This window comes from Chryseobacterium sp. ERMR1:04, assembly GCF_001297705.1.
GTDB lineage: Bacteria > Bacteroidota > Bacteroidia > Flavobacteriales > Weeksellaceae > Chryseobacterium.
In genome coordinates this window covers 1,011,001-1,031,220 of sequence record NZ_LIRF01000003.1, presented here as the reverse complement: position 1 = coordinate 1,031,220, position 20,220 = coordinate 1,011,001, and the positions used below count along the sequence as shown (strand labels likewise).

Genomic DNA, 20,220 nt, shown 5'->3' with positions numbered 1-20,220 from the left:
GAATTGAGCGAGTTCGGATAATATTGAAACAATTAGAGTCTGTTTTTACAATATAATAAACGGCATTTCGAATGATACATAAATGGTATTTTCATATCATCAAAATCTAATACTTTTTTATAAATTGCCACTGAGTTTGGGGTAAGTCTTTTGGATACATTGATATTTTTTGTTTTGCAATTTTAAAACGATAATTTTCATGTAACTTCTAGACCTTATTCTTTTTTTCTACTACTTTTTTAAACAGGCTCTTATGGAGAAATTTATTTTTAAATATAGTAATGATTTTATTGATTTGTGTGAAAATATTTCTAAATCATTAAAATGTGAAATTATTAATAATTCTATAAATATTAATAATAACGATAATTTTAAAGGAAATTATTACTTTTCTGAAGTTGATCAAGATATATCATGTCTTTTAATTGATGTTATATACCAGAAGGATACTTTTTTTGAAATAAGAAATAACAATTCTGAATTTATAGCGCTGTGCTACAATATTTCCTCTTTAAATTTTGAACTCTTTATTGATGGGCAAATTTTCCAAGTGGGTTCTAATCAAAATAATCTTACAACATTAGATAGTTCTCTGAATTGCGATGTTATCATAAAAAAAGATTGCAAAGCATTTAATTTCTATATTTTTATTTCTAAAAAATTATTAAAAGATTATGTATTAAAAAAATCTGGAAATCTAAAACGACTAGAGGAACTAATAGACAGTTCTAAAAATACAATTGTAAGATTTGAGAGAATTAATTATTTAAGTAGTTTTGTTTTAGCGGAACTTGAGCAACACATTAAAAAAGATATGTTTTGGAGTCTTTTTATGAAAGGTGCAGTTTATGAATTGTTAGATATATACATAGAGAATCTTTTGATTTCTGAAACGATAGTTGATAAAGTAACAGCAATAGAATTAAACAATATTTTAATATCACAGCTGCACTTAAAGAATGCTTTAGAAGATGATTTTCCGGGTATTGAAAACTTATCTCAAAAAGCAGCTATGTCTCCTACTAAATATAAAAATATATTTAAAAAAATTACTGGAACATCTCCTAAATCTTATTTTTTAATACAAAAGCTTGATAAGGGTAAAGAAATGTTAATAGCAGGAAATTCAGTAAATGAAGTTTCAATAACTTTAGGTTATAAAAGCTCATCACATTTTGTAAGTCAATTTAGAAGTTATTATGGAATTACTCCAAAAGACTATATTTTAAAATATTAGATACATAGAAATGATAAAGCTAAACCATATTGATTCCATTCAAGACAATTGGACTAAGCCTTTTGTTGAAAAGCTTAATTTTAAAATAATTGAAAATAAATATTTATTAGCCCCCGAAGATATTTGGGATGGTGGAATTTTTTACAAATTATTATCAGATAATCTTTCTTTAGCTGTTATCGATTATATTGCAAAAAAAGAAATTGAATTTATTAAGGCTTCTGCTAATTCTGATTTTTGGTATCTTATATTTGATTTGAGTGATGGTATTAACAATCATATACTAAATAATTCTAATTATGAAGTTGGTAATAAATCAAATTATAATTTTGGATTTATAGATGGAACTGCCGAGAGAAAAGTGATTCCGAATATTGGAACAAGAACTTATTCATTTCGTATTGTAATAAGGAAATCATACTTTGAAGAATTAATACGTCCTTATGATTTAGGAAATTTTAATACTAGAATTCAGGAGAATATAGAAGAATATCATCATTATTATGGATATGTAGATAGCACTTCAAAAATTATTTTGAATAAAATCATTAATAAAAAATTTGGCGACGCTAATTATGAACTTATTGTTCAGGCTTGTGCATATAAGCTTTTGGGTGTATTCTTAAAAAATTTGGTGCGATACAATTCATTTACTTTAAAACATGCCAAAGCGGATCTTGATGCCATTATTAATACAAAAAAACATATAATTGAACATATTTGGGAACCGTTTATGGGAGTTGATTTTTTGGCTTCCGAAGCAGGCATGTCCCAAACAAAATTTAAATCGCATTTTAAAGATTTTTTCGGTTTAAGTCCCGCAATATTTTATAAAATTGAAAAACTAAAATTAGCCAAAGAATTATTAGAAACGAAGAAATATGACAATATTAAGGAGTTATCATCTGACCTTAATTTTGGTAAGTCTCCCAGCTTTGCGTATTTGTTTAAAGAATATTTTGGTATAGACCCTCATGATATTGTAAATTATTAATCTTTAAGGATTACAATTTTTAATACATTCTGGTGTTAAATAATATGGTAGAGTTACTATCTCTACCTTATAACACAACTAACACTAAATAATGAAAATCACTCTATTTTCTATTTAAATGTTTAGGTAAACTTCCCTGTTTTTCCAATAATTAAAATTTCAGCAGTCCTTTTTACTGGCAGTTTGAAAACGGACAATACGAAATGAACAATCCTTTTACTGAAAATAAGGAATTGTATGTCATAAACAATCCCATCTATAATGTTGAGAAAGTTAATGCACCAATATTACTGTGGGCATGGAAGAAAGATGAAAATATGGGCTTGATTACGTGATGAATTTTATGTTAGTCTTAGAAGGAATAAAAAAGAGGTCATTGCTTTATTCTATCCCCAGAAAGGATATGATCTTGAACCCAATACTGCGGAAAGAAGAGATCTGTATCGCAGAGTATTGGAATGGGGGGATTATTTTCTGAAAGATAAAAAAATACTTCGTGGATCAGTAAACAAATAAAGAAGGATGATACATAAGCCTCTTTCATGTTTACCAAGGGAGCTTGTAAAGAGAGCTAGAGTTCTGCCTTTTATGTCAAATCAGATTCTATTCCTCTTATTAAAGGCATGGTAAAAATAATCAGATTTTGTTGTGGTCGCAAAGCACATATTGATAACTCTTTTTAGTTTTTATAATCTTGAAACAATTAAGGTGACTTTTATATAAAAGAAATGCCCCGAAGATAGTCGAGGCGCTAAATGTTTTCACAACGGAATAATCCTTATTGTGAATTGCTTTTCAAAATTATTGAGACAAATATAAGTCAAAAATATGTTTATTGTTTTACGGAAAACCATAATTTAATTATTTTTTTTATTTCTATTTTTATACAATATCATAAAATTAATAGCTATGGCTAAAAAAATATTGGGTTTGGATTTGGGTGTTTCTTCAATCGGATGGGCGATTGTTGAAGAAGATGCTGAAAATGTAATGAATAATAAAATTGTAAAGTTAGGAGTTCGGGTTAATCCACTGACTGTTGACGAGCAAATCAATTTTGAAAAAGGAAAACCAATAACAACGAATGCAGGGAGAACTTTAGTAAGAGGAGCGAGAAGAAATTTACAGAGATTTAAATTAAGAAGACTCCATCTCATTGATATTTTACAAAAAAGGAATATACTGAAACAAGCTGACCTTCTTGCTGAAAGTGGGAGGAATTCAACATTTCAAACTCAAGAAATACGTGCTAAGTCTGCTAAACAAAAAGTGGAATTATCCGAATTGGCCAGAGTTTTACTTTTAATTAATAAAAAAAGAGGATATAAAAGCAGTCGTAAGGCCAAAAATGAAGATGAAGGACAAATTGTTGATGGAATGTCTGTTGCTAAAAAATTATATGAAGAAAATACAACTCCAGGAGAGTATTCTTATGAACTTTTAAAATCAGGTAAAAAACAATTATCTGATTTTTATCGTTCCGATTTGCAAGCTGAGTTCGATCGAGTATGGAATTTCCAAAAACAGTTTTATCCGGAAATTTTTAGTGATAATCTTTACAAAGAATTACAAGGGAAAAATAAAAATGCCACCTGGAAGATTTTAGAAATACCTTTTTCATTAGTTGGAATAAAGCAAGTTGGAACAACACAAGAAAAAAAGATAGAAAAATATTTTTGGAGAAGTGAAGCTGTTAAAAAGCAACTTGATTTTGAAAGTTTGGCTGTTGTTTTTCAGGAGATAAATAGCAATCTTAATAATTCTAGTGGTTATTTGGGAGCTATCAGTGATAGAAGTAAAGAACTTTATTTCAATAATCAAACGGTTGGAGAATATTTACATTGTCAGCTTAAAGAGAACCCTCATACTAAGCTTAAAAATCAGGTTTTTTATCGACAGGATTATTTGGATGAATTTGAAAAAATATGGGAAATCCAATCCAAGTATCATACAGTATTAACGAAAGAATTAAAAGAAGAAATCCGTGATGTTATCATTTTCTATCAAAGAAAACTAAAGTCTCAGAAAGGATTAATCAGTATTTGTGAGTTTGAAAACCGAGAGATTGAAATTACAGAGAACGGAAAAATTAAGAAGAAAGAAGTTGGGTTAAAAGTAGCTCCGAAATCTTCACTACTGTTTCAAGAGTTCAAAATCTGGCAGGTTCTTAATAATTTACAGTTTCAAAATATTGAATCTAAAGAAATATTTCCGCTTGATTTAGATTGTAAAGAATCTATTTTTAATGAAGTAAATATAAAAGGAAGGATTTCTGCGAAAGCGGTTTTAGATGTATTGGGATATTCAGGTAAAGAGTGGAAAACCAATTTTAAAGATATCGAAGGAAATAATTCTAACGAAAATTTATATAATGCTTACTTAAAGATTATAGCTAATGAAGGAATTGAGTTTCCAAAAGAATTTAAATGTAATCTTGATGATGATATTAACGTTTCTAAGATAATTTGTTCTGCTGGAAAAATAATAGAATTTGTTAGAGAAAAGTTTTCTGAATTAGGAATAAATACGTCTATTTTAGATTTTAATTCTGAATTGGAAGGAACAAATTTTGAAAAGCAAAAATCTTACCAATTATGGCACTTACTCTATTCTTATGATGGGGATGATTCTCCGTCTGGGAATCAAAAACTATATGAACTTTTAGAGAAAAAATTTGGTTTCAAAAAAGAACATTCCATAATACTGGCTGATATTGGTTTTCCACAAGAGTATGGAAGTTTGAGCACGAAAGCGATGCGAAAGATTATACCACATTTAAAAACCGGATTACCTTTTGCTAAGAAATCAGATAATGATACCATACTTTCAGCAACTGCAATGGCTGGTTATAATCATTCAAAATCATTGACTACAGAAGAATTAACAAAAAGAGTTTTAAAGGAACACTTAGAAATTTTACCTAAAAATTCTCTACGAAATCCTGTTGTTGAAAAAATTCTTAATCAAATGATAAACGTTGTGAATGAAGTTATCAAAGAATATGGAAAACCCGATGAAATAAGAATAGAATTAGCAAGAGAGCTTAAAAAGAATGCAGAAGAAAGAGCCAATATGACTTCTGAGATAGGCAAAGCAACCATACAGCATCAGAAATATTCAGAAATATTACAAAAAGAATTTGGAATAAAATCGCCTTCAAGAAATGATATTATCCGATATAAATTATATTTGGAATTGTCAAATAATGGCTTTAAAGATTTATATACAGATATTCAAATTAAAAGAGAAGAACTTTTCACAGACAAATACGATATAGACCATATTATCCCACAATCACGTTTTTTTGATGATAGTTTTTCTAATAAAGTTTTAGTTCCAAGAGGTGCTAATCTTAAGAAAGGAAATCTAACCGCATTTGATTATCTGGAAAGTGAAGGAAAAGATACGCTGGAAAAATTCATCAATACCATCACAGAGTTTTATGATAAAGGGATAATCACTAAAGCTAAATATGAAAAACTTCAGAAAAAAGGAACTGAAATAGGGGATGGATTTATTGAAAGAGATTTACGAGATACACAATATATAGCGAAGAAAGCGAAAGAAATTCTTTTTGGAATTACCAATTCTGTTGTTTCTACTTCGGGAAGAATTACGGATAAACTGCGTGAAGATTGGAATCTCGTAAACACAATGAAAGAAATGAATTTGGAGAAATATAGAAAGCGGGGTTTAACTGAAACTGTAATTAATTCAAAAGGAGAAGAAAAAGAAAAAATTATAGATTGGAGTAAGAGAAATGATCATCGTCATCATGCGATGGATGCTCTCACGGTTGCTTTCACTACGCACAATCATATTCAATATCTCAATTATCTGAATGCAAGAAAAAATGAAGATCATAAACAGCATAAAGTGATATCAAATATTGAAAATTTAATTACTAAAGTATTTGAAAAGAAAAATGGATCAAAACAGAGACGATTTTTAGAACCAATCCATAATTTCAGAATTGATGCTAAAAAGCATTTAGAAGAAATATTGATTTCACATAAAGCAAAGAATAAAGTTGTTACAAAAAATATAAATAAGATTAAGAAAAAAGGGAGTATTATTGCTAAAATTGAGCTTACTCCGAGAGGCCAACTTCATAAGGAAACCATATATGGGAGTTCTAAATATCTTAAAACCAAAGATGAAAAATTATCCGGAAAGTTTGATTTAGAAACCATTAATAAAGTTCAGAATGAAAGGTATAAAAATGCTTTATTAGAAAGATTAAAAGTATTTGGATATGATTCTAAAAAGGCATTTACGGGTAAAAATATATTAGCGAAGAATCCAATATTTCTGAACATAGAAAAAACGGAACAATTACCTGAAGTTTTAACTTTAGCTTGGTATGAGACAATTTACACGATAAGAAAATCTATAAATTCTGATAATTTTAAAGATTATAAAAATATTGATAAAGTTACGGATAAAAAAGTTCACAATATTTTAACAGATAGATTGAGAGAGTTTAATGGAAATTCCAAAGAAGCATTTTCAGATTTAGAAAAAAATCCTATTTGGTTAAACAAACCCAAAGGAATTGCGATAAAAACTGTTACGATTACTGGAGTTAATAATGTGGAAGCTCTGCATTACAAAAAAGATCACTTCGGAAAAGAATTTCTGGATGAGAAAGGGCATAAAATTCCTGTTGATTTTGTAAGTACTGGAAATAATCATCACGTTGCTATTTATGAAGATACTGCTGGAAATCTACAGGAAAGAGTGTTGAGTTTTTATGAAGCTGTTGAAAGAGTAAACCAAGGATTATCTGTAATTGATAAAGAATATAACTCTAGCTTAGGTTGGAAATTTTTATTCACCATGAAACAAAATGAAATGTTTTTGTTTCATTCGGAAGATTTCAATCCTCAAGAAATAGATTTATATGACGAAAAGAATTTAAGATTAATTTCTAAGAATTTGTTTAGAGTGCAAAAATTTACAGTTAAAGACTATTTTTTTAGGCATCATCTCGAAACAAATGTTGAAGATAATTCTAAATTGAAAGGAGATACCTGGAAACGTGAAGGATTAAATGGTATTAGAGGTATTTTAAAAGTGAGATTAAATCATTTGGGGAAAATTGTACAAGTAGGAGAATATTAAAATTTCAATCATGATTACAAGATCAATCTATATCGGTAATCCAGCCTATCTCAAACTTAAAGATGAACAGATGAAGATTCTCTGCCCTGAAACTAAAACAGAGAAAGGAAGTATTCCTGTAGAAGATTTGGGATTATTGATGTTGGATCATTTTCAAATTACGATTTCGCATAATCTTATTCAGAAAATGATGGGAAATAATGTTGTTGTGATAAGTTGTGACACTCATCATTTGCCGCATGGGATTATGTTGCCGCTTTATGGACATACCGAACATTCAGATAGAGTAAAAGATCAACTGGAAGCCAGTGAACCGCTAAAAAAACAACTTTGGAAACAAACGATAGAATGCAAAATTGAAAACCAAAAGGAGGTTCTCCGACGGCTTGGTAATTATTATGAACCGATGATTCACTATCAAAATAATGTAAAAAGTGGTGATATTACGAATATGGAAGGGATTGCTGCACAACACTACTGGAAATACCTTATCAGTTTGGATTTTTTAAGACAGCGTTTTGGTGATTCTCCTAATCCGTTTTTCAATTTTGGTTATTCGGTTCTCAGAAGTATTGTGGCAAGAGCTATTGTTGAAACGGGTTTATTACCTGTTCTTGGGATTTTCCATAAAAATAAATACAATCCCTATTGTCTGGCTGATGACCTTATGGAGCCTTACCGTCCATTTATCGATTTATTGGTGATGCATTGGCTAAAAGGAAATCCTGAAACTGAGGAATTGACAAAAGAGTTTAAAGCCCATATTCTTCAGATAGCCACAAAAGACGTAAATATTGATAGTAAAACAAGACCATTGTTAGTTGCTGTTAAAACAACAGCATCATCGCTCTATAAATGTTATACAGGAGAAAAACGATTGATCTCTTATCCTAAACTAATATGAATACCGAAAGGTTTAACGCTTACCGAATTATGTGGGTTTTAGTATTATATGACTTACCAACTGAAACTAAAGCAAATATGAAGGATGCTAATCGTTTTCGGAAAGCTTTGATTGATGATGGATTTACATTGTTTCAGTTTTCAATGTATGTACGCCACTGCCCAAGCCGAGAAAATGCTGAAGTTCATATTAAAAGGGTCAAGTTTATGCTTCCTAAAGCCGGAAAAGTTGCCATTATGAGTATCACAGACAAACAATTTGGTGATATTCAAATATTCTTTGCCAGAAATAAAGAAGAGCCACCTCCAACCTTTCAACAGTTGGAATTATTCTAAATTTTTAATTCTAAATATAGAAATAACCTACTAAATATCAGTAGGTTATTTTTTGAGGCTGTGATTAATCACGAAGATAATAATTTTTGAAAGCAATTCACAACTGATCAAGCAAGGTTTCATCAAAAGTTTTTGCTGTGATTAATCACGAAGATAATAATTTTTGAAAGCAATTCACAACTTGATACCATATTACCATTCCAAACACCGTGCTGTGATTAATCACGAAGATAATAATTTTTGAAAGCAATTCACAACCGAAACTACTTTGGCAAAAACTAACAATGGGCTGTGATTAATCACGAAGATAATAATTTTTGAAAGCAATTCACAACCAAAATACGATTGCACGTTTCTAATCCCAAGCTGTGATTAATCACGAAGATAATAATTTTTGAAAGCAATTCACAACCTAATAAATATTCTATAAAATGATAAAACAGCTGTGATTAATCACGAAGATAATAATTTTTGAAAGCAATTCACAACCAGATCACAGCATTGCCGGAGAATCTTTCCGCTGTGATTAATCACGAAGATAATAATTTTTGAAAGCAATTCACAACGGAATCCCGATAATACACATCTTGTTTGTAGCTGTGATTAATCACGAAGATAATAATTTTTGAAAGCAATTCACAACTGGCTATTTTATCAACACGTTGCGTTCCTTGCTGTGATTAATCACGAAGATAATAATTTTTGAAAGCAATTCACAACCGTTAAGGGCCTTTAGCTTTTGCTTAGGTGGCTGTGATTAATCACGAAGATAATAATTTTTGAAAGCAATTCACAACACTTAAACTCATTTCTAAGAATAACGCAGCGCTGTGATTAATCACGAAGATAATAATTTTTGAAAGCAATTCACAACGGTCGCGATTTGGTCGTCGAAGGTTCGCCCGCTGTGATTAATCACGAAGATAATAATTTTTGAAAGCAATTCACAACCCTGTAGGCGACTAAGATCTTTAAGCTCTTGCTGTGATTAATCACGAAGATAATAATTTTTGAAAGCAATTCACAACAGTCCCGTTAATATGGTTTACTTGTGGTTTGCTGTGATTAATCACGAAGATAATAATTTTTGAAAGCAATTCACAACACTTCAATAAAATCATCATCATGACTTCTTGCTGTGATTAATCACGAAGATAATAATTTTTGAAAGCAATTCACAACGAGCCTTTGCAGATTAATTTTAAATCATGAGCTGTGATTAATCACGAAGATAATAATTTTTGAAAGCAATTCACAACGTGGCCGGAATCTCATATAATTCCATTGTTGCTGTGATTAATCACGAAGATAATAATTTTTGAAAGCAATTCACAACACATCTCTCTGTCTACCGTAACAGTTCCCGGCTGTGATTAATCACGAAGATAATAATTTTTGAAAGCAATTCACAACTATATGTATTACATCTTCCACATCAAATCTGCTGTGATTAATCACGAAGATAATAATTTTTGAAAGCAATTCACAACGGATTCGGCTTCTTTATATTGATGCAAATCGCTGTGATTAATCACGAAGATAATAATTTTTGAAAGCAATTCACAACACAATAGCATTATTTTCGTAAATAGGATAAGCTGTGATTAATCACGAAGATAATAATTTTTGAAAGCAATTCACAACACACCCACTTAATTCCTTTTGCCCTTCTTTGCTGTGATTAATCACGAAGATAATAATTTTTGAAAGCAATTCACAACGAGCCGAAAAAAGTTATACTTTTACTAAAGGCTGTGATTAATCACGAAGATAATAATTTTTGAAAGCAATTCACAACGCATCTTATGTATGATATTAATTCATTAACGCTGTGATTAATCACGAAGATAATAATTTTTGAAAGCAATTCACAACAGTATTCTTTTGATGTTGTGAACGATTTTAGCTGTGATTAATCACGAAGATAATAATTTTTGAAAGCAATTCACAACACCTAACACTTGGTTGAATGTTTTAAATCCGCTGTGATTAATCACGAAGATAATAATTTTTGAAAGCAATTCACAACTTAATTTTGGGATTCAAGACTTTAAGAATCGCTGTGATTAATCACGAAGATAATAATTTTTGAAAGCAATTCACAACAATCATAATAGGTTCTTTTAGATTTGAAATGCTGTGATTAATCACGAAGATAATAATTTTTGAAAGCAATTCACAACGGTAACTAATGCAAGTATTAAGGGAGTGGTGCTGTGATTAATCACGAAGATAATAATTTTTGAAAGCAATTCACAACCGTCCTTGCGATTCTCATGCACATCCAACGGCTGTGATTAATCACGAAGATAATAATTTTTGAAAGCAATTCACAACAACTCAAATCCATAGGTCATAGCAGCCTTTGCTGTGATTAATCACGAAGATAATAATTTTTGAAAGCAATTCACAACTATCCGAAATTGATGCTTTATGAAGCATATGCTGTGATTAATCACGAAGATAATAATTTTTGAAAGCAATTCACAACTGACATAATATTTACATTACGTCCCATTTTGCTGTGATTAATCACGAAGATAATAATTTTTGAAAGCAATTCACAACTATCCCTGAGAATATGGGTGAGTGTGATCGGCTGTGATTAATCACGAAGATAATAATTTTTGAAAGCAATTCACAACTGGTTATGGTTATTATGGTATTATGCTGTGATTAATCATGAAGATAATAATTTTTGAAAGCAATTCACAACGATGCATGCACTGTTATAAGTTTTTAAAGCTGTGATTAATCACGAAGATAATAATTTTGAAATCAATTTACAATAATTTTAATAAAAAAATGTAGGAATGATTTGCTGTGATTAATCACGAAGATAATAATTTCTGAAAGTAGGTATTGAATTTTATAGTGGTCTGAGAAGAAATAAAAAGAGGTTATTGCTTTATTCTATACCGAGAAAGGACATAACCTTGAACCTAATCTGCAGAAAGAAGAGCTGCATTGCAGAGTATTGGAATGGCTGGATTTTTCTGAAAGATAAAAAGGATATATTGTGAATTACAAAACAAATAAAGAGGCGGCTCCTACCAATAAAAGAGAAATAGTAATGTTGTGTAGCGTATTTATCTACATTAATTTTTCTTTTGATCTAAATATACAACCTATTTAAACTTATTTATATGAAAAAATCCGAAAATATTTCTGCTTACTAAAAAGTACCCCAAAATTTAATTGGGGCACTTCAGAACATAGCTCTGTCATCTATTAAAGCATTATATGTTACTTGCTGTTGCCAATAACGCAATATCCTCTTGATCTAATGTAATGGTAGTCGCCTTAATTAAATCAGCCAATTGATCAATATTTGTAGCGCTTGCTATAGGCGCTGTAATTCCAGGTTGTTGTATAACCCACGCCAATGCAATGCTTCCAGCAGTAGTTTCATTCTTTTCTGCAACCTGATCAAGAGCCTTAAGTATATTAAGCCCACGGTCAGTAAAATACTTTTCTACAAAGCCAGCTCTTTTACTATCTTTAGCGTCATCTAAACTTTTGTATTTGCCAGTAAGAAAGCCACTTGCAAGAGAAAAATAACTGATTACGCTTAAATTATTTGCTGTTGTTATTGGTCTTATATTTTCTTCGAAATTAGCCCTGTCGTACAGATTATATTCAGGTTGAAAAGTTTGATAAACAGGAAGGTTATTATCACGACCCACTTGCAAAGATTTTTCAAGGCGTTCTGGCGTGAAATTAGAAGCACCAATAATTCTTATCTTTCCTTCTTTGATCAGCAACTCATAGGCGCTTAAAGTTTCTTCTATAGGGGTTTCTGGATCATCGTAATGTGACTGATAAAGATCAATATAATCTGTATTTAGCCGTTTTAAAGAAGCTTCTACTGCACTAATAATGTATTTTCTACTCAATCCTTTTTTATCAGGTGCTAATTCTGCACCTAGTTTCGTTGCTAGCACAATCTTATCTCTCTTCCCAGATTGTTTCAGCCATTTTCCAATAGCTAACTCTGACTCACCACCCACGTGTCCATCAACCCATTTAGAATAGACATCAGCAGTATCAATAGCGTTGAACCCCTGTTCAGTAAAATAATCTAATAATTTAAAAGTCATGTTCTCATCGGTTGGCCATCCGAAAACGTTTGTTCCAAATACCAATGGTGCAATCGTAATTTCTGATACACCTAATTTTCTATTTTGTAGCATAATACTTATGTTTTGTTTGTCAAAAGTACACTATAGGTGAGTTTTGATCTAACAAAAAATAATTAAATGTATATTTGTTCATTATTGATGAAAATATGATTCAATCTGTAAAAAGAACCTTTCAAATTTTAGAATATATTGCCGCAAATGGTAATTTTATTCGGGTAAATGATATTGCAAAAGCCTTAGAATTGGAGAAGACAACGGTGTATGGTTTTATAAAAAGTCTTAAAGAATTAGGATATCTAGAGCAGGACGAATTAAGCCCAAGATATCGGATTACTTCTAAATTGGAATGTTTATATGTTCCTCCATTTTCACTTATTGAATTGAAACAAGAATTACGGCCGATTTTAGAAAAAATAACTGCTGCCACATAAGAATCATCATATCTCGCTATACAAATGGGATATTATTATAGACATGAATTAAAATGTGAACCTAATAGGGCTGTAAAAATTACGCTCAATATGGGGCGAGATTATGAAATGAAGACCACTGCTATTGGAAAATCTTTTTTAGCTTATTCCGAACATTTGCAACATAATTTATCTAATTCAAAAGATGAGCAATGTGCTTTAATATCAGAATTAATCAACATTAAACAAATTGGATATTCTCTGGATATTCAGGCATATGATCCTGACCTAAACTGTGTTGCTATGCCTATTTTCTTTAAAAATAAAGTAATAGGAGTACTTTGTGTATCTGGTCCCTCTTACAGGTTCAAACAGGAACAGTTTATCGAGACGCTGAAAATTATGAATAGGCTTTTAGGGGAGCAGGGGAAATATACAACACAAGTAAAATTGTAAAATACGATTCAATACGTATGATTATTTTCAGAAAGATAAAAAGATATGTTGTGGATGAGCAACAAATAAAGAAGGATGCTATTGAGCATCCTTCCTTTTTATTACTCTACTTTAAATAGTGGAGTTCCACACATCGTTGGACTGATGGGTTGGTTCCTTAACTGGGTAGTCCCATCTTCCGACCAAAAACATAAATCGACTCCGACAGTGTTACATTTTTGGTCAGTAATTTCACATAAACCAGTTTGTTGGTTGATGTGATAACCGGATACCAATACGGCCTTCTTGTTGTCTGCTGTTTTAGTGGCCAAAGCAGATCCTGTTCCTATGATTAATAGGATAGCAGGAATAATTAGATTTTTCATAATAAAAGAATTTGTAATAAGTGCCTACTCTTTTTTACAGGTTTTCGGCTTTCCCTGTACTGTAGCTATCAGTTATTTTTTTGTTTAATTTATATTTAATTAATTCATTTCCAATAATTACATATAAGGAGCTACCACTAATCATCATATTTGAAATGCTGACGTCATTTCTGTTGTAGATATAAAAACTACCCAAGTATTCTTGCTTGTCTGTACGATAAATGTCAATAATGGAAGCTCTTTTCCATGTCTGTGGAGATTCATGTTTGCCAATTAAATTGGATTGATTAAATAAAATACCTCCGTACACTGTGGAACTTTTATTTACTTTTAATGGAGGAGCTACCATTTTATAACTACCGTTTGTAAGTTTCCGGATTTTAACCCGAGCAATGGTGGTTGTATCTATTGTATGAAGTTGGTGCTGTACTTTGAAATCATTGTTCATAACTATAATTTGATTTCGGTAGCTGTGAATATAGATAAGATTGGATTTTTTTCGGTCGTAAAGCAATTTTCCATCTGAATCAAAAATACCATCTTTCTGTTTCTTTAAAATAGAGGTATACAGATTGACGACTGATTGATGACTCTTTTCAAGTTTCAGACCTGCCAGTATGAATTGTTTATTTTTAGTAGCGATGGTTCTAAAAGCAAATTGGGTTGAGTCTAAAGGTATAAATTGATTAAAATATACCTCATTATAACTTATTGTTTTAGCTATAGAATCTTTGATACGCCCGCGATAAATGACGGGAACGGTGCCATCATACAAATAATAGTAGGTTTTTTGAACTTGTAATTGTACATTTCTAAATTGATAATGGGTATTGTCAAGGGTGAGCTTACGTGCTGAAGCTCTGATTAAGGTTGTATCTACGCTTGTAAGAATGAGAGGGGCTTTGGAATCTCCCAAATATATTTTCTCATTTTCAATGCCTGCAAGATAATAGGAATCAGTACTTAGTGGCAAAGCTTTGGATTCCATTACTGCCGTAGGAATAAATCTCCGCGTAAAATTATTCTCCTTTTTTATCATATGCTCTGAAGTCAAAAATAAATAAACAACAGTCCCTGAACTTAGAATAAGTAGTAAACTTATGTTGGAAATCAATCTTGAGGTTCTCATACTTCTTTTACGCTCCGATAAAGTGATTGCCACTATTAATACTATTGTACAAATAATATTAAAAGTTAAATGTTGTGTCCAGTTCATGTTTTGTAGTATTCCACCACAAGAACAGGGAATGAAATCACTGTAATTCAATATTAGATAGATATAAATGGTAAAAGCTGCCATGAGAAAAAGTGAAGCATACAATCCTAGAAGTCTTGTTCTTGAAAAAGACAACGCTATAACGATGATTAATTCTATAATAATTGTGCTGTAAGATATCAATCCCGCATATGTACTCAGTAATGGGGACTGTGCAATCTGGACCTGAAAGTTTTCAAAATCCATTATTTTACTTATGGCTGCATAACAGAATAAAAGGATGAAGAAATAGGATGTGATGTTGGGGATCTTAAGAATTAAATTTTTCATGATAATAATTTTATACTGTTATCAGCCGATCTGTATGAGTTTCCATTGGATTATTTTTCCAAAGTACTTAGGCATTTGACTACCCTTTGCAACAGGGCAGGTGGTTCTGAAATTACCTGTGCTTTCCCAAATTCCACTGATAGGGCAGGACGTTCCTGTTGTACGGATGATTGATTTTGTACAACGGTTCAGTGGCTCAGTTTTGCTTGTCATTTGGTATCTGATGTAAGCTTCCAATCCTGTCCGTCTTTTATGGGTGGATCAATTTCGTTACTGTCTGGAATCTTTAAAGAGTCTCCATTTTTTAAGTTTTCACCTTCGTTTTTTGTTTCCTGTTTGATTGTCAAAATTGGAGTTTCAGAAGCTGTAATTGTTTCATCTGACTCTCTGCAAGAAGAGAGAGATGATGTGCATAATAAAAGGGTTGTTATTGAGATAAACTTTTTCATGGTAATTGATTTTTAAGGTTATCTCGGCCGAGTTTTTATTGGAATTCCTGAGTCAAAGATATTGGACTAAAAGCCCCTGAAAAAGTGTTTATAGGCATTGTTTAAAAATTCATACGTCATGATTTTTAAATTTTGACAGATCCTTACAGTATTAAATGTTTATTAATAGGAATCCGCAGGGATATATCTTGATTTAGTGAATAACTTATTGTAATTCAGTGTTTTTTAGTCTAATTTGTTTAATTTTGGAATGATCCATTTCCCAAAAATACCATTATGACTATCGTCAAAAGTATGTTCATCGCTAGCTTTATTTTATTATCATCTTATTACTTGTATGCAGGTGAAAAAAATGAATATGCAGATATCAGAAAAAACTATGAGAATTTAATAAGAAATGATGTTCGGGCGATTCCGTACATCAATGAGTATATTAAAAAAGCAAAAAAAGAGGCGGATTTTCCACAGCTAGTACAGGGATACAGAGATGCTGTTCTTTACAATCCGTCAGAGTATATGAAATTGGCCTATGCAGACAGTACTATTTATGCTGCTTTACGTTCTAAGGATAATGATTTAATAACGTATGCTTATTTAGGGAAGGGTATTGTGTATTATTTCAGTTTTAAAAAATTTAAACCTGCTCTAGACCAATATGTAAAAGCTTATCGATATTCAAAAAATACAAAGAATGAATACCTTAAATATAAAGTGATTTACCATTTGGGGGTAGTGAAAAGTTACTTGGGATATTATGAAGAAGCAATAGAGCATTTTAATGAATGTATTGCATTTTTTGAACGGAAGACAAAAGATAAGCTACATCCTAATATACTGTATGATCATCAGAGAGGATATCTGAATAGTTTACACCAGATTACCATTTGCTATGGAAACTTACAGCAAAATAGTAAGGCAGACAGTATTGTTACCGTAGCCCTCTCAAATATTGGTGACAGTAAAGATTTTTTGCTTGAGAAAAGTTATTTTTTTAAATCGAAAGGGATTTTAAAGTTTTATCAGGATAATTATGAAGGAGCTATTGTAGATTTTCATCAGTCATTGCCTGAGATCATTAAGACGGGTGATTTTGAATGGGTATCTATTATCTACTTTTATCTGGGGAAATGTTATCTGAAATATGATACGGAAAAATCAATCCGCAGTTTTCAGAAAGTAGATTCTATTTTTAACATACATCATTTTGTAGTGCCTAGAATCAGAAGTAATTATGAATATTTGATCAATTACTATAAGAAAAAAAAGGATCTTGGTAAACAGCTTTATTATACCAATCAGTTGTTAAAAGCTGATAGTTTGATCTCTAAAGACTTTACCTATCTTTCTTCTAAAATACATAAAGAATATGATCGGCAGTCTCTATTGGATGAAAAAAAATATTTATTACAGACGAATTATAACAGAGCGCTGTTAACGATTACTTTTTCCGTATTAACTTTTATTTTTTTACTTCTTTTTATACTGCATTATCGTAAAGAGCGGAATAGTACAATCAAATACAAATTGCTGCAGGAAAAATTTAACGCTGCCAATAGCGCTGAAAAGGGTAAGGAAAAATATATTATTCCTGTTTCCGTATCCAAGAAAATGATTTTAAGTGTTGAGGTTATCAAGGATCTCACTGAGAAATTACATGCTTTTGAAAAAAATAATGAGTTCATTCAGAAAGGACTGACTCAGAGAAAACTGGCATTGAAACTAAAAACAAATACCTATTACCTTTCTACGTTTATCAATGAAACGAAAGGCATCAATTTTAACCGATATATTGGAGAAATGCGAATTCATTATATTACCGTACTCCTCTACTCTCATAAGAAATATCTAAATTATACTATTGAAGCATTGGCTGAAGAATGTGGGATCTCGACCCGCCAAAGTTTTTCTGATCTGTTTTTTGAATTTAATGGAATGCGACCTAAAGATTTTATTCGTAAAAGGAAAGAAGAAGTAGATAATAGCTGAAATTCAGTTGATTAATATGGTTTTTTGTAAATTTTCCTGAAAAAGGTATGGTTACAAAAACATTTTTTAGAAAAATTGAAAAGCTTTGGGAAGATTTAAATAAAGAATTGACTCTTATTTCAGAAGAAACAGAACATGTGATTCATATTTCTGAAAAAGCACTGATCAAAATTGATGAAGCAATTCGGGAAATAAAATCTGTCGTTACAGATCTTATCTTTGAAAGCATAGCAGAAGAAGTTTATTTTTTCAAAAGTATAAAGCCTTTATTTCTTTCAAAATTTATCTATTACTCAAAAATACTCAGTATTGAGACCTCACAACCCTCTGCAGGAAGGAAAGAACTTCGAAAGTATTATGAAAATGAACTTTTAAAACTTAAACGGTATCACTCAGAACATAAGGATTTTTATATTTATTACCATCGCAATGCCACCTATCTGGATCACAAATATTTTGTCCGTGGATCCTATGACCTGACCATGGAATTATCTTCTAATCTTTATAATTTTGATGAATATTTTACCACTTCTCATGATGGGATGATCTCCCAGATTATGGCCAACGAAATACTTGAAGAATATATATTAGAAAGGATCAATGCTATTGGAAAGCTTCCGCTCAATACAATTGCGAAATTTCCTTTGTCATGGTCGGCATCTAAAGTTTCATTGGTGGAACTGTTATATGCTCTTCATCAGACCAACTGTTTCAACGGAGGAAATATTGAATTTAGTGAGGTTATTAAAGCGACTGAAAAGTTGTTTGAACTGGATTTAGGAAATCCTTATAAAACAATAGGGGAAATTAAGAGCCGAAAAAATAACCGTACTAAATTTCTAACGATGCTCAATGACCATCTCAATCAGCTGTTTCTGAGCAGTGATGAATAGAATGACATGCTCTGTTTTCTTCCTAAAAGGCAATACGAACGAATAAGTATTTATTATAGACGTCTTTATCCATAGGCAGTATCTGACAATCGTACGGTAGTACCGAAAAGCTACCGAAAGAAATTTTGTGGGATAATCAAAATTTGTCATATCAAACAATTTTGAAATTATGGCAATATCTATTATCACAAAAGAAGACCTTCAGGAGTTTAAAACTGAATTGCTGGAAAGCATGGAAAAGCTACTTCAGGGTAACACATCAGAACAAAAATTATGGCTTCGGACCTCCGAGGTCAAAGAACTGCTTCATGTCTCTTCCGGAACTTTACAGAATATGAGGATCAACGGAACTTTATCCTACAGTAAAGTAGGAGGGATGCTGTATTATAATTATAAAGACATCCAGAAATTAATGACGGATTTCAAACGTTCACCGGTAATCAATACTCATGGAAAAGATGGAAGATAAAAATATCATTCTTTTTTTTGAAAGAATTATTGAAGATGATCGGATACATCCGGCGCATATCAGCATGTATGTTTCTCTGTTTCAATTCTGGACCTGGAATAGATTTGATAATCCTATTTCTATTTCAAGGAAAAAAATAATGAAGGAGAGTAAAATTAGCTCTATTGCAACGTATCATAAATGCATCAAAGAGTTGAATCAATACGGGTATATCATGTACGAACCAAGCTATAATTCCTGTAAAGGTAGTTCTGTTACCATGGTAGATCCTGATCATTTCGATTCGAGGCAAGAGATTGTTGAAACTAAAGTTTACAAAGAGAATATCTTTTTGATTCCTCAAGTTTCAGAGGTTACACTCTATTTTTTAGAAAGGGATTTGAAGGTGGAGGAGGCTGAAGCATTTTATACTCACTATCAATCTCAGGACTGGAAATTGGATCATCATGCGGGGAAAATGAAAAGCTGGCGGGCTGCTGCCAGATGTTGGATTATGAAATTAAAAGATGAGGATCAACAGATTGTTCTTGTAAAGGTTACTCCTAAAAATAACTTATTATGAACATAGACAGAGTGGAGTTTCTAGGATGGATGGAACGTATTATGAAACGTTTTGATATTCTTGGAGAGGATATCAAGGGATTTAAAGATCCGCATCAAACGATTGATGGTGAAGAACTCTTAGATAATCAGGATGTACTGCAACTATTGAAAATTAGCAGTCGTTCTCTTCAGCGTTATCGCTCTTCAGGTAAACTTCCATATTACACGATTAGTGGTAAATTATATTACAAATTATCTGATGTTCATCAGTTTATCAGACAGGGGTTTTCCAGATCGGTGGAAAAAGTATAGACAAAAATAGACTAATCGTGCCAGGCAAAGACGAGTCGATGAGATAAGGTTTTCT

Annotated in this window: 17 protein-coding genes and 1 CRISPR repeat array; of the genes, 12 read left to right on the top strand and 5 right to left on the bottom strand. The window is 31.3% G+C overall.

The window, feature by feature from the left end:
• Positions 1–253: 253 nt before the first annotated feature.
• The 5 genes from AMQ68_RS04795 (at position 254) to cas2 (ending at position 8,594) form a co-directional block, all read left to right on the top strand.
• The gene (locus tag AMQ68_RS04795; protein ID WP_054509456.1) at positions 254–1,237 is read left to right on the top strand and encodes a helix-turn-helix transcriptional regulator; all 984 of its coding nucleotides are present in this window, start codon (positions 254–256) and stop codon (positions 1,235–1,237) included.
• Between the two features lie 10 nt (positions 1,238–1,247).
• Positions 1,248–2,231, top strand: coding sequence for a helix-turn-helix domain-containing protein (locus AMQ68_RS04790; RefSeq protein WP_054509455.1), 984 nt, complete (start codon positions 1,248–1,250; stop codon positions 2,229–2,231).
• A 909-nt stretch (positions 2,232–3,140) separates the two neighbouring features.
• Positions 3,141–7,355, top strand: a complete 4,215-nt coding sequence (gene cas9 / locus AMQ68_RS04785; RefSeq protein WP_054509454.1) for a type II CRISPR RNA-guided endonuclease Cas9 — start codon at positions 3,141–3,143, stop codon at positions 7,353–7,355.
• Between the two features lie 10 nt (positions 7,356–7,365).
• On the top strand, positions 7,366–8,259 hold the full coding sequence (gene cas1 / locus AMQ68_RS04780; protein ID WP_054509453.1) for a type II CRISPR-associated endonuclease Cas1: 894 nt from the start codon (positions 7,366–7,368) through the stop codon (positions 8,257–8,259).
• A complete protein-coding gene (gene cas2 / locus AMQ68_RS04775) occupies positions 8,256–8,594 on the top strand; it encodes a CRISPR-associated endonuclease Cas2 (protein WP_054509452.1) in 339 nt (112 codons plus the stop codon). The genes cas1 and cas2 overlap by 4 nt, the downstream gene beginning before the upstream one ends.
• Before the next feature lie 57 nt (positions 8,595–8,651).
• Positions 8,652–11,239: a CRISPR direct-repeat array (repeat unit 47 nt; unit sequence GCTGTGATTAATCACGAAGATAATAATTTTTGAAAGCAATTCACAAC).
• Positions 11,240–11,833: 594 nt separating this feature from the next.
• Here cas2 and AMQ68_RS04770 read toward each other — a convergent pair.
• Positions 11,834–12,787: an aldo/keto reductase gene (locus AMQ68_RS04770; RefSeq protein ID WP_054509451.1), complete on the bottom strand. Its 954-nt coding sequence runs from the start codon at positions 12,785–12,787 to the stop codon at positions 11,834–11,836.
• Positions 12,788–12,882: 95 nt separating this feature from the next.
• Between AMQ68_RS04770 and AMQ68_RS04765 the strand changes: the two genes are divergently transcribed.
• Entirely contained in the window at positions 12,883–13,167 is a 285-nt protein-coding gene (locus AMQ68_RS04765) for a helix-turn-helix domain-containing protein (RefSeq protein ID WP_054509450.1), read from the top strand.
• A 24-nt stretch (positions 13,168–13,191) separates the two neighbouring features.
• On the top strand, positions 13,192–13,602 hold the full coding sequence (locus AMQ68_RS04760; protein ID WP_054509449.1) for an IclR family transcriptional regulator C-terminal domain-containing protein: 411 nt from the start codon (positions 13,192–13,194) through the stop codon (positions 13,600–13,602).
• Between the two features lie 101 nt (positions 13,603–13,703).
• Here AMQ68_RS04760 and AMQ68_RS04755 read toward each other — a convergent pair whose 3' ends face one another.
• The 4 genes from AMQ68_RS04755 to AMQ68_RS04745 are packed head-to-tail and all read right to left on the bottom strand — an operon-like array spanning position 13,704 to position 15,962.
• Positions 13,704–13,967: a DUF6520 family protein gene (locus AMQ68_RS04755; RefSeq protein ID WP_054509448.1), complete on the bottom strand. Its 264-nt coding sequence runs from the start codon at positions 13,965–13,967 to the stop codon at positions 13,704–13,706.
• 34 nt (positions 13,968–14,001) lie between these two features.
• On the bottom strand, positions 14,002–15,513 hold the full coding sequence (locus tag AMQ68_RS04750; protein ID WP_054509447.1) for a MauE/DoxX family redox-associated membrane protein: 1,512 nt from the start codon (positions 15,511–15,513) through the stop codon (positions 14,002–14,004).
• A 21-nt stretch (positions 15,514–15,534) separates the two neighbouring features.
• Positions 15,535–15,726: a hypothetical protein gene (locus tag AMQ68_RS24845; RefSeq protein WP_082383976.1), complete on the bottom strand. Its 192-nt coding sequence runs from the start codon at positions 15,724–15,726 to the stop codon at positions 15,535–15,537.
• Positions 15,723–15,962: a hypothetical protein gene (locus AMQ68_RS04745; RefSeq protein ID WP_054509446.1), complete on the bottom strand. Its 240-nt coding sequence runs from the start codon at positions 15,960–15,962 to the stop codon at positions 15,723–15,725. The genes AMQ68_RS24845 and AMQ68_RS04745 overlap by 4 nt, the downstream gene beginning before the upstream one ends.
• A 276-nt stretch (positions 15,963–16,238) precedes the next feature.
• Here AMQ68_RS04745 and AMQ68_RS04740 point away from each other — a divergent pair, with 276 nt between their 5' ends.
• The 5 genes from AMQ68_RS04740 to AMQ68_RS04720 all read left to right on the top strand — a co-directional run bounded on the left by AMQ68_RS04740 (position 16,239) and on the right by AMQ68_RS04720 (position 20,165).
• On the top strand, positions 16,239–17,948 hold the full coding sequence (locus AMQ68_RS04740; RefSeq protein ID WP_054509445.1) for a helix-turn-helix domain-containing protein: 1,710 nt from the start codon (positions 16,239–16,241) through the stop codon (positions 17,946–17,948).
• Between the two features lie 47 nt (positions 17,949–17,995).
• Complete coding sequence (locus tag AMQ68_RS04735; protein WP_054509444.1) at positions 17,996–18,841, top strand: RteC domain-containing protein; 846 nt, start codon at positions 17,996–17,998, stop codon at positions 18,839–18,841.
• A gap of 169 nt (positions 18,842–19,010) precedes the next feature.
• Entirely contained in the window at positions 19,011–19,310 is a 300-nt protein-coding gene (locus AMQ68_RS04730) for a helix-turn-helix domain-containing protein (protein WP_054509443.1), read from the top strand.
• Entirely contained in the window at positions 19,291–19,872 is a 582-nt protein-coding gene (locus AMQ68_RS04725) for a hypothetical protein (RefSeq protein WP_054509442.1), read from the top strand. Before AMQ68_RS04730 ends, AMQ68_RS04725 begins: the two co-directional genes overlap by 20 nt.
• Positions 19,869–20,165: a helix-turn-helix domain-containing protein gene (locus AMQ68_RS04720; RefSeq protein WP_054509441.1), complete on the top strand. Its 297-nt coding sequence runs from the start codon at positions 19,869–19,871 to the stop codon at positions 20,163–20,165. The genes AMQ68_RS04725 and AMQ68_RS04720 overlap by 4 nt, the downstream gene beginning before the upstream one ends.
• Positions 20,166–20,220 lie beyond the last annotated feature (55 nt).

Bases quoted from the DNA above. Each gene is read 5' to 3' on its own strand.
- AMQ68_RS04795 (WP_054509456.1), top strand. From the start codon at position 254: ATGGAGAAATTTATTTTTAAATATAGTAATGATTTTATTGATTTGTGT.
- AMQ68_RS04790 (WP_054509455.1), top strand. From the start codon at position 1,248: ATGATAAAGCTAAACCATATTGATTCCATTCAAGACAATTGGACTAAG.
- cas9 (WP_054509454.1), top strand. From the start codon at position 3,141: ATGGCTAAAAAAATATTGGGTTTGGATTTGGGTGTTTCTTCAATCGGA.
- cas1 (WP_054509453.1), top strand. From the start codon at position 7,366: ATGATTACAAGATCAATCTATATCGGTAATCCAGCCTATCTCAAACTT.
- cas2 (WP_054509452.1), top strand. From the start codon at position 8,256: ATGAATACCGAAAGGTTTAACGCTTACCGAATTATGTGGGTTTTAGTA.
- AMQ68_RS04770 (WP_054509451.1), bottom strand. From the start codon at position 12,787: ATGCTACAAAATAGAAAATTAGGTGTATCAGAAATTACGATTGCACCA.
- AMQ68_RS04765 (WP_054509450.1), top strand. From the start codon at position 12,883: ATGATTCAATCTGTAAAAAGAACCTTTCAAATTTTAGAATATATTGCC.
- AMQ68_RS04760 (WP_054509449.1), top strand. From the start codon at position 13,192: ATGGGATATTATTATAGACATGAATTAAAATGTGAACCTAATAGGGCT.
- AMQ68_RS04755 (WP_054509448.1), bottom strand. From the start codon at position 13,967: ATGAAAAATCTAATTATTCCTGCTATCCTATTAATCATAGGAACAGGA.
- AMQ68_RS04750 (WP_054509447.1), bottom strand. From the start codon at position 15,513: ATGAAAAATTTAATTCTTAAGATCCCCAACATCACATCCTATTTCTTC.
- AMQ68_RS24845 (WP_082383976.1), bottom strand. From the start codon at position 15,726: ATGACAAGCAAAACTGAGCCACTGAACCGTTGTACAAAATCAATCATC.
- AMQ68_RS04745 (WP_054509446.1), bottom strand. From the start codon at position 15,962: ATGAAAAAGTTTATCTCAATAACAACCCTTTTATTATGCACATCATCT.
- AMQ68_RS04740 (WP_054509445.1), top strand. From the start codon at position 16,239: ATGACTATCGTCAAAAGTATGTTCATCGCTAGCTTTATTTTATTATCA.
- AMQ68_RS04735 (WP_054509444.1), top strand. From the start codon at position 17,996: ATGGTTACAAAAACATTTTTTAGAAAAATTGAAAAGCTTTGGGAAGAT.
- AMQ68_RS04730 (WP_054509443.1), top strand. From the start codon at position 19,011: ATGGCAATATCTATTATCACAAAAGAAGACCTTCAGGAGTTTAAAACT.
- AMQ68_RS04725 (WP_054509442.1), top strand. From the start codon at position 19,291: ATGGAAAAGATGGAAGATAAAAATATCATTCTTTTTTTTGAAAGAATT.
- AMQ68_RS04720 (WP_054509441.1), top strand. From the start codon at position 19,869: ATGAACATAGACAGAGTGGAGTTTCTAGGATGGATGGAACGTATTATG.